Here is an 8,991-nt window from a genome sequence, read left to right on the forward strand (position 1 = left end):
GCGATGTCGGCACCAGGCCCTGACGACCGGCCCCCGTACGACCTGGTGGCCGTGGGCCGCTGCGGGGTGGACATCTACCCGCTCGACCACGGCGTACCGCTGGAGGACGTGACCCGGTTCGAGAAGTTCCTCGGCGGCAGCGCGACGAACGTCGCCGTCGCCGCCGCCCGGCACGGCCGGCGCTCCGCCATCATCACCCGGACCGGCCGGGACCCGTTCGGCCGCTACATCGGCCGGGAACTGCGCCGGCTCGGCGTGGACGACCGGTTCGTCAGCGCCGTCGACGGGCCGCCCACCCCGGTCACCTTCTGCGAGGTGTTCCCGCCCGACGACTTCCCGCTGTACTTCTACAGGTATCCGACCGCCCCCGACCTGATGATCGAGGCGGACGAGCTGCCACTTGACGCGATCAAGGCCGCCCGGGTCTTCTGGGCCACCGGCACCGGGTTGTCCCGGGAGCCGTCCCGGTCCGCCCACCACACGGCGTGGCAGGCCCGCGGGCGCCGTGCCCACACCGTGCTGGACCTGGACTACCGGCCGATGTTCTGGCCCGACGCGGCCGAGGCCCGGACCGCGATCCGGGCCGCGATCGAGCACGTCACCGTCGCGGTCGGCAACCGCGAGGAGTGCGAGATCGCGGTCGGCGAGACCGACCCGCACCGGGCGGCCGGGGCCCTGCTCGACCTCGGGGTCGAGCTGGCCGTCGTGAAGCGCGGGCCGGACGGTGTGCTCGCCGCTACCGCCGACGAGCGGGTGGAGGTGCCGCCGTTCCCGGTGCCGGTGGTCAACGGGCTGGGTGCCGGGGACGCGTTCGGCGGTGCCCTCGTCCACGGGCTGCTCGGCGGGTGGGAACTGGCCCGCGTCCTGCGATTCGCAAACGTGGCCGGCGCCATCGTCGCCGGCCGGCTGGAGTGCTCCACCGCGATGCCGACCGAGGACGAGGTCGAGGCCGCGCTGGCGGGTCGGCCATGACGGACAACCAGACCTGGGTACGCCCGTACGGCAGCGCCACCGAGGCCGGGTTCCCGGTGGCCGTCACCGACGCGGTCCCGGGCTGGCGGCACACCAGCCTGCGGGTGGCCGAGCTGGCTCCCGGCGAAACGGCACGCCTCGACTTGGACGGCAGCGAGGTGGTCGTGGTGCCGCTGTCCGGCGGCTGCCTGGTGACCGCCGTGGACGGCGCCGGCCGGCGGCACGAGACGCGGCTCGCCGGTCGGGCCGACGTGTTCGCCGGCCCCACCGATGTCGCGTACGTCCCGCCCGGGTCGCGGCTCGCGGTGCGCAACGACGGCGACACGCCGGCCCGGGTGGCGCTGTGCGGCGCGGTCGCCGGGCGGGGGGCCACCCCGCCGTTCCGGCACCTGCCCGCCACCGACGTCCCGGTGGAGCTGCGCGGCGCCGGAACGGCGTCCCGGCTGGTGCGCAACTTCGGCGTACCGGAGGTGCTGGCCGCCGACTCGGTCATCGCCTGCGAGGTGGTCACGCCGGCCGGCAACTGGAGTTCCTATCCGCCACACAAGCACGACGAGGAACGGCCCGGCCTGGAGACCGCGCTGGAGGAGATCTACTACTTCGAGCTGCGGGCGGAGCCGGGCGCCGTCGCGGCGGCGGGTCCGGCGGCCTCCGGTGCCGATCCGGTGGCGTACCAACGGGTCTACGGCACCGAAGGGCGACCGCTCGACGTGCTGGCCGAGGTGCGCACCGGCGACGTGGTGCTGGTGCCGCACGGCTGGCACGGTCCGGCGATGGCGCCGCCCGGCTACGACCTCTACTACCTGAACGTGATGGCCGGGCCGGGCGCCGAGCGGGCCTGGCTGATCTGTGACGACCCGGCGCACGCCTGGGTCCGTGGCACCTGGGACGGGCAGGCCGTGGACCCCCGACTGCTGAACGGAGGCTACCGATGACGACCGACCCGCCGATCTTGACCGACAGGCCGGCTGGCACCTCGACCGTGCGGCTCACCGTGGCGCAGGCCGTGGTGCGCTTCCTCGGCAACCAGTGGACCGAACGGGACGGCCGGCGGCACCGGCTGTTCGCCGGCTGCCTGGGCATCTTCGGCCACGGCAACGTCGCCGGCCTCGGCCAGGCGCTGTTGCAGGACGAGCTGCGCGGCGGCGAGGATCGGCTGCCGTACGTGCTGGTCCGCAACGAGCAGGCGATGGTGCACACGGCGGTGGCGTACGCCCGGCAGCGGGACCGGCTCCAGACGTGGGCGTGCACCGCGTCGGTGGGGCCGGGGTCGACGAACATGCTCACCGGCGCCGCGCTGGCCACCGTCAACCGGCTGCCGGTGCTGCTGCTGCCGTCGGGCACCTTCGCCACCCGGGTGGCCCGGCCGGTGCTCCAGGAGATCGAGGCGCCGGAGACCGGGGACCGTACGGTCAACGACGCGTTCCGGCCGTTGTCCCGCTTCTTCGACCGGGTGGATCGCCCGGAACACCTGCCGTCGGCGCTGCTCGGCGCGATGCGGGTGCTCACCGACCCGGTGGAGACCGGAGCGGCCACCGTCGAGTTGCCGCAGGACGTGCAGGCCGAGGCGTACGACTGGCCGGTCGAGCTGTTTGCGCCGCGGACCTGGCACGTCCCGCGGCCATTGCCGGAGCCGGCGCTTGTGGAGCGGGCCGCGGCGGTGCTCCGGGCGGCCCGGCGGCCGTTGCTCGTCGCGGGTGGTGGGGTCCACTACTCGGGTGCCGAGGACGCGCTGCGGGCGTTCTGCGACGCCACCGGCATCCCGGTGGCGGAGACGCAGGCCGGCAAGGGTGCGCTGCCGTACGGGCATCCGCGGTCGATGGGCGCGGTCGGCTCGACCGGCACCTCGGCCGCGAACGCCCTGGCCCGCAGCGCCGACGTGGTGCTCGGGATCGGCACCCGGTACGCCGACTTCACCACCGCGTCGCGCACCGCGTTCCAGCATCCCGACGTGCGGTTCGTCAACGTCAACATCACCCGGTTCGACGCCGGCAAGCTGGCCGGGGTGCCGTTGGTGGCGGACGCCCGGGAGGCGTTGACGGCGCTGACGGACGCGCTGGCCGGGTACGCCGTCGATCCGGCGTACCGGGACGAGCAGGCCGAGCTGGTCCGGGCCTGGGACGCGCGGGTGACCGCCGCGTACGACCCGCCGGCGGAGGTGACCGGCCGGCTCGCCGCCGGGGTGCTGACCCAGGGCACGGTGCTCGGTTGCGTGAACGAGCTGTCCGAGCCGCGGGACGTGGTGGTGTGCGCGGCCGGGTCGATGCCCGGCGACCTGCACAAGCTGTGGCGGGTGCGGGATCGCAAGGCGTACCACGTGGAGTACGGCTACTCCTGCATGGGCTACGAGATCCCGGGCGGCATCGGGGTGCGCTGGGCGGACCCGGACCGGGACGTCTTCGTCCTGGTGGGCGACGGGTCGTACCTGATGATGCCGGGCGAGCTGGTCACCGCCGTGCAGGAACGCGTCAAGATCATTGTGGTGCTGGTGCAGAACCACGGATTCGGATCGATCGGATCGCTGTCGGAGTCGCTGGGCTCGCAGCGCTTCGGCACCGGCTACCGCTATCGCGACCCGGCCACCGGGCGGCTGGACGGCGACAAACTCCCCGTCGACCTCGCGGCCAACGCGCGCAGCCTCGGCGCGACCGTGATCGAGGCCCGCGACCGGACCGGGCTGGCACAGGCGATCAAGCACGCCAAGGCCGCGCCGGCCGATGGCGGGCCGATCGTCATCCACGTCGAGACCGACCCGCACGTCCCCGCACCGGACAGCGAGTCGTGGTGGGACGTCCCGGTCAGCCAGGTCAGCGACCTGGACAGCACCCGCGACGCCCACCGGGCGTACGTCGAACACAAGGCGGCCCAGCGACCGCTGCTGGCGCCCGGCGGGGAGGAGCGGTGACCGCGCCGCTGCGGGTCGGGGTGGTGGGGGTCGGCATCATGGGCGCCGACCACGCCGAACGGCTGGCGTCCAGGATCGCCGGCGCGGACCTCGTCGCCGTCGCGGACGCCGACGTCGACCACGCGTCCGAGGTGGCGGCGCGCCATCCTGGGGTACGCGCCACGGCCGACGCCTTCGACCTCATCGCCGCCGACGACGTGGACGCGGTGCTGATCGCCTCGCCCGGGTTCGCGCACGAGGAGCAGGTGCTCGCCTGCCTCGCGCACGGCAAGTACACGCTGTGCGAGAAGCCGCTGACCACCGACAGCGCGTCCGCGCTGCGGCTGGTGGAGGCCGAACGGGACAAGGTCGGCCGACCGCTCGTCCAGGTCGGTTTCATGCGGCGCTTCGATCCGGAGTACGTCGAGCTGAAGCACCTGATCGATTCCGGCCGGCTGGGCCGGCTGTTGGTGCTGCACAACATCCACCGCAACAAGACCTCGCCGCCCTGGTTCCGCGACTCGTCGTCGATCGTCAACGACTCGCTTGTGCACGAGGTGGACGTGTGCCGGTGGCTGTTCGCCGAGGAGATCGAGACGATCACCGTGCTCACCCCGGCCACCAGCGGCCGGGCACCGGTGGGGCTGCGTGACCCGCAGGTCGCGATCTTCCAACTGGCCGGTGGCGGCATGGCCACCACCGAGGTCTTCGTCAACTCGCACGTCGGCTACGAGGTGCGCTGCGAGGCGGTGGCCGAACTCGGCAGCGCCACCATCGGGCTGGGCCAGAACCTGCTGGTCCGCCGGGACAACGGCTACGGCGGCCACATCCCGGACGACTACCGGGTGCGTTTCGCGCGGGCGTACGACATCGAGGTCCAGGACTGGGTCCGGGCCTGCCGCCGAGGCACGGTCGTCGGGCCCACCACCTGGGACGGGTACGCCGCCACCGCGGTGGCCGAGGCCGGGGTGGCGTCGCTGGCCACCGGCCGGCCGGTCCGGGTCGAGTTGGCCGACCGGGCCGCGGCCCGCCACCTCTGTCCAGAGCAAGGAGCGTGAGTCGCATGCCGACCCGGATCACCCACCTGATCGGCGGCCGGGACTGGACCGGCACGGCCGGGCGGACCGGTGCCGTCCACAACCCCGCCACGGGGACCGTCACCGGTCGGGTCGACCTCGCCTCGGCGGATCTCGTCGCCGAGGTGGCCGCCGCCGCGACGGTCGCCGGGCGGGCCTGGGCCGACGCCTCGCTGGCCCGCCGCACCCGGGTGCTGTTCGCCTTCCGCGAGCTGCTCGACAGGCGCAAGGAGGAGATCGCCGCCCTGATCACCGCCGAGCACGGCAAGGTGCTCGACGACGCGCTCGGCGAGGTCGCCCGCGGCCTGGAGGTGGCCGAGTACGCCTGCGGCATCCCGCACCTGCTCCAGGGCGGCTTCACCGAGGGCGCGTCCACGGGCGTCGACGTGTACTCGATCCGGCAGCCGCTCGGCGTGGTCGCGGTCATCTCCCCGTTCAACTTCCCGGCCATGGTGCCGCTGTGGTTCGTGCCGATCGCCATCGCCTGCGGCAACGCGGTAATCCTCAAGCCCAGCGAGAAGGACCCGTCGGCGGCGGTGGCGGTGGCCCGGCTGTGGACCGAGGCCGGCCTCCCCGACGGCGTCATGAACGTGGTGCACGGCGACAAGGAGGCCGTCGACGCGCTGCTCACCGGGCCCGATGTGGCGGCCGTGTCGTTCGTCGGCTCCACACCTGTCGCCCGGTACGTCTACGAGACGGCCACCGCGCACGGCAAGCGGGTTCAGGCGCTCGGCGGCGCCAAGAACCACATGTTGGTGCTTCCCGACGCCGACCTGGACCTGGCCGCCGACGCCGCGGTGAACGCCGGTTTCGGGTCGGCGGGCGAGCGGTGCATGGCGATCTCGGCGCTGGTCGCCGTGGAACCGGTCGCCGACCCGCTGGTGGCGAGGATCGAGCAGCGGATGCGCGGGTTGCGCACCGGCGACGGCAGCACGGGCTGCGACATGGGGCCGCTGGTCACGGCCGCGCACCGGGACCGGGTCGCCGGGCTCGTGGCGGCCGGGGTCGAGGCCGGCGCGGCGCTGGTGGTGGACGGCCGGACCGGCCCGTTCCACGGCGACTCCGGTGGCTTCTGGCTCGGTCCGACGCTGTTCGACCACGTCACACCGGACATGTCGATCTACCGTGAGGAGATCTTCGGGCCGGTGCTGTCGGTGGTCCGGGTGCCGTCGTACGACGCCGGGTTGGAGCTGATCAACGCCAATCGGTACGGCAACGGCACAGCGATCTTCACGAACGACGGCGGTGCCGCCCGGCGCTTCCAGCGGGAGGTTCGGGTCGGGATGGTGGGCGTGAATGTGCCGATCCCGGTGCCGGTGGCGTACTACTCGTTCGGCGGCTGGAAGGACAGCCTGTTCGGCGACACCCACGCGTACGGGCCGGACGGGGTGCGCTTCTTCACCCGCGGCAAGGTGGTCACCGCCCGCTGGCTCGACCCGAGCCACGGCGGCCTGAATCTCGGTTTCCCCCGCACCGACTGAGGCGGATCATCGGGACGCTAGGCTTCAGCCGGCGGGTTGACAGACTGTGTTCGAAGGGATGTGCTGCGCCGTGACCAGCAGCGTCGAGGCCGACTGGGTGCACCGCTTCGCGGACGAGGTCATCGCCGAGGCGAAGCGTCGGGTCCCGGGCAAGCCCATCGTCTGCGCCTCCGGCATCAGCCCGTCCGGCCCGATCCACCTGGGCAACCTGCGCGAGGTGCTGACTCCGCACCTGGTCGCCGACGAGATCCGCCGGCGCGGCCACGAGTGCGAGCACATCATTTCCTGGGACGACTACGACCGGTTCCGCAAGGTGCCGGCCGGTGTCGACCCGGCGTGGGCCGAGCACATCGGCAAGCCGCTCACCTCGGTGCCCGCCCCCGCCGGCAGCGCGTACCCGAACTGGGCCGAGCACTTCAAGGCCGCGTTGATCGAGTCGCTGGCCGAGTTGGGCGTCGAATACCGGGGCATCAGCCAGACGGCCATGTACACCTCGGGGGCGTACCGGGACCAGGTGCTGCTCGCGATGCGCGAGCGGGACCGGATCGACGCGGTGCTGGGTCGCTACCGGACCAAGCCGAAGCCGGCGCCGCAGCGGGCCGGGGACGCCGACGACACGGCCGCCGCGGTCGAGGCCGCCGCCGGTTCGGGGGCGGCGACCGAGGACGACGGCAGCGCCGCGGGCGGGTACTTCCCCTACCGGCCGTACTGCTCGGTCTGCGAGCGGGACACCACGAGCGTCACCGGGTACGACGACGAGACCACCGAGCTGACGTACATCTGCGCCTGCGGGCACGACGAGAAGGTGCTGCTCGCCGAGTACAACCGGGGCAAGCTGGTGTGGAAGGTCGACTGGCCGATGCGCTGGGCGTACGAAGGGGTGGTCTTCGAGCCGTCCGGCGTCGACCACAGTTCACCCGGCTCGTCGTTCGTGGTGGGAAGTCAGATCGTCCGCGAGGTGTTCGGCGCCGAGCCGCCGATCGGCCCGATGTACGCGTTCGTCGGCATCGCCGGCATGGCCAAGATGAGCAGCTCCCGGGGTGAGGTGCCAACCGCCGCCGACGCCCTGCGGATCATGGAGGCGCCGGTGCTGCGCTGGCTGTACAGCCGCCGCCGGCCCAACCAGTCGTTCAAGATCTCTTTTGACCAGGAGATCCAGCGGCTGTACGACGAGTGGGACTCGCTGGGCCGCAAGGTGAGCGAGGGCACCGCACCGGCCGCTGACGCCGTCGCGTACGACCGGGCGGTGCGGACCGCGTCCCGGACGCTGCCGCGCACCGCGCGGCCGGTGCCGTACCGGACGCTCGCCTCGGTCGCCGACATCACCACCGGCGACGAGGCGCAGATGCTGCGCATCCTCGCCGACCTGGACCCGGAGCAGCCGATCGGCTCGCTCGACGAGGTGCGTCCCCGGCTCGACCGGGCCCAATACTGGGTGGCCACCCAGGTGCCGGCCGAGCAGCGCACCCGGGTCCGCGACGAACCGGACGCGGAGCTGCTCGCCGGTCTCGACGAGCCGCAGCGGGAGTCGTTGCGGCTGCTGGTCGACGGGCTGGACGACCACTGGTCGCTGGACGGGCTCACGGCGCTGGTCTACGGCGTACCGAAGCGGATGCTCGGCCTGCCGTTGGACACGAAGCCGACGCCGGAGTTGAAGGTGGCCCAGCGGACCTTCTTCGTGCTGGTCTACCGGCTGCTGACCGGCCGGGACACCGGCCCTCGGCTGCCCACGCTGCTGCTCGCCGTCGGCGCCGATCGGGTGCGGCGGCTGCTCAGCCCGCCCGCCATGGACTAACCTGTTAGCTAAGGGGGTGCCCATGTCCGCTGAAGCTGCCGCCCAGTTCAACATCCACGACGCCAAGACCAACCTGTCCCGGATCATCGATCGGGTCGAGCACGGCGAGGAGATCGTCATCAGTCGCGCGGGCACCCCGGTGGCGAAGGTGGTCCCATTGATCCGGCGGGTGGATCGTAAAGGTCGCGGCTCTCTCCGTGACCGGCTGGTGGCCACCGAGGACTGGGATTCGACCGAGACGAACGAGGAGATCGCTCGGGACTTCGGGGCGCCTTCGTGAGCCTGCTGCTGGACACCCACGTCGTGATCTGGTGGTTGGTCGACGACACGACCCTGTCGGAAGACTTCAAGGACCAGCTTGACCACGAGCCCGACATCTACGTCAGCGCCGCGACGGTGTGGGAGGTCGCGATCAAGCAAGCGATCGGCAAGCTGAAGGAGCCGGCCGACCTCGCGGAGCGGATCCGGAACAGCGCGTTCCGGGAACTTCCGATTCGGTCAGAGCACGCCATCGCCGCGGGTCGGCTTCCGATGATCCATCGCGACCCGTTCGACAGGATCCTCGTGGCACAGGCGCGGTGCGAGGGACTCACCATCGCCACCCGGGATGCCGGGATCCGGAAGTACGAGGTCCCCGTACTTCCGATCTGACCGGGGGAGTCGCCCTCGGGCAGCGGGCGTGGCCTCTAGTGCCGTGACCACCAACGTTCGGGGTGTTGGGTTCAGGCTGCGCGGGTGGCGGGTTGGCCCCATCGTCGTTGTCGTTCGCTGCGGATGCGGGCG

General features: G+C 72.5%; 8 protein-coding genes. All 8 read left to right on the forward strand.

Annotated elements, in window-relative coordinates; all coding sequences use genetic code 11:
* Nucleotides 1–3: 3 nt before the first annotated feature.
* Nucleotides 4–972 (forward strand): 5-dehydro-2-deoxygluconokinase, encoded by a 969-nt coding sequence (gene iolC / locus ACFQUZ_RS09090; RefSeq protein WP_377440029.1) that lies wholly within the window; start codon nt 4–6, stop codon nt 970–972.
* The gene (iolB, locus tag ACFQUZ_RS09095; protein WP_377440032.1) at nt 969–1,907 is read left to right on the forward strand and encodes a 5-deoxy-glucuronate isomerase; all 939 of its coding nucleotides are present in this window, start codon (nt 969–971) and stop codon (nt 1,905–1,907) included. Before iolC ends, iolB begins: the two co-directional genes overlap by 4 nt.
* Entirely contained in the window at nt 1,904–3,877 is a 1,974-nt protein-coding gene (gene iolD, locus ACFQUZ_RS09100; protein ID WP_377440035.1) for a 3D-(3,5/4)-trihydroxycyclohexane-1,2-dione acylhydrolase (decyclizing), read from the forward strand. The genes iolB and iolD overlap by 4 nt, the downstream gene beginning before the upstream one ends.
* Nucleotides 3,874–4,914: a Gfo/Idh/MocA family protein gene (locus ACFQUZ_RS09105; RefSeq protein WP_377440038.1), complete on the forward strand. Its 1,041-nt coding sequence runs from the start codon at nt 3,874–3,876 to the stop codon at nt 4,912–4,914. Before iolD ends, ACFQUZ_RS09105 begins: the two co-directional genes overlap by 4 nt.
* Before the next feature lie 5 nt (nt 4,915–4,919).
* Nucleotides 4,920–6,413 carry a CoA-acylating methylmalonate-semialdehyde dehydrogenase gene (locus ACFQUZ_RS09110; RefSeq protein ID WP_377440040.1) on the forward strand — a complete coding sequence of 498 codons (1,494 nt, stop codon included), beginning with the start codon at nt 4,920–4,922 and terminating at the stop codon, nt 6,411–6,413.
* Nucleotides 6,414–6,483: 70 nt separating this feature from the next.
* Nucleotides 6,484–8,208, forward strand: coding sequence for a lysine--tRNA ligase (lysS, locus tag ACFQUZ_RS09115; RefSeq protein WP_377440043.1), 1,725 nt, complete (start codon nt 6,484–6,486; stop codon nt 8,206–8,208).
* Between the two features lie 22 nt (nt 8,209–8,230).
* On the forward strand, nt 8,231–8,488 hold the full coding sequence (locus ACFQUZ_RS09120; RefSeq protein ID WP_377440046.1) for a type II toxin-antitoxin system Phd/YefM family antitoxin: 258 nt from the start codon (nt 8,231–8,233) through the stop codon (nt 8,486–8,488).
* Nucleotides 8,485–8,859 (forward strand): type II toxin-antitoxin system VapC family toxin, encoded by a 375-nt coding sequence (locus ACFQUZ_RS09125; protein WP_377440049.1) that lies wholly within the window; start codon nt 8,485–8,487, stop codon nt 8,857–8,859. Before ACFQUZ_RS09120 ends, ACFQUZ_RS09125 begins: the two co-directional genes overlap by 4 nt.
* Nucleotides 8,860–8,991 lie beyond the last annotated feature (132 nt).

It is taken from the genome of Plantactinospora sp. GCM10030261 (genome assembly GCF_042666615.1).
Lineage (GTDB): Bacteria > Actinomycetota > Actinomycetes > Mycobacteriales > Micromonosporaceae > KBS50.